This window comes from Sphingomonas sp. CCH9-E2 (assembly GCF_001557215.1).
Taxonomy (GTDB): domain Bacteria; phylum Pseudomonadota; class Alphaproteobacteria; order Sphingomonadales; family Sphingomonadaceae; genus Sphingomonas.
Map to the genome: position 1 here is coordinate 1 of NZ_LSJM01000021.1, position 740 is coordinate 740.

Below are 740 nucleotides of genomic sequence, written 5' to 3' on the forward strand. Positions count from 1 at the left end.
CGCCGGCTTCGGCCGGAACCCCGCGAACATGCCCCGCGCCTTGTCGCGGACCTTCGCCACTATTTCACGCGCGAGTTCCGGGAACCGGATCTCGCGCCGATCGGCGAACGCGCGGGCCTGGTCCTGTTCCGGGCGCGCATAGTCGCCCGCCATGTCCTTGCCCCGATCACGCGACAGGGCGCGGACGAGCTGACGCTGGTCGGCGAAGTCGTCGCGCCCGTAATGGAGCTGCACGTCATCACGATGCCGCGACATGCCGACATAGGCGCTGTGGCGGTCCATGCCGGGGGTGGCGAGGACGTGGGCGTGATCGACGGTCACGCCCTGCGCCTTATGGAAAGTGGCGGCGTAGCCGTGATCGACCGCGGCATAGTCCTTTGCGTCGAACGCGACCCGCGCGCCGCTGTCGAGCCGAACCTTCATCCCCTCGGCCGATACCTGCTCGATCGTGCCAAGCGTGCCGTTCTTCACCCCTAGCGACCGCTCGTTCCGCAGGAACATCAGGCGGTCGCCGCGCGCGAACGCGCGCGTCCCCCGGTCGGCGCTGAACGTCACGTCGTCGCCAAGGTCGCCGGTCGCGCGAAGTCGGCCGCGCGCTTCCTCGTTCAGCTCGCGGACCTCGGCGTTGGTGTAGGTGAGGATGATGCGGGATTTGCCCGGTTCGGCCTGGCGCTGCCGATCCCAGCCATCGACCAGCTCGCCCCGCGCCTGCTCGCGCGTGTCGGCCGCGTGGACCATGC

At 69.7% G+C, this 740-nt stretch carries 1 pseudogene; it reads right to left on the reverse strand.

Going from position 1 to position 740, the window contains the following annotated elements:
- Positions 1 to 740: pseudogene (locus tag AX681_RS22245) on the reverse strand (Ti-type conjugative transfer relaxase TraA); the annotation flags it as partial.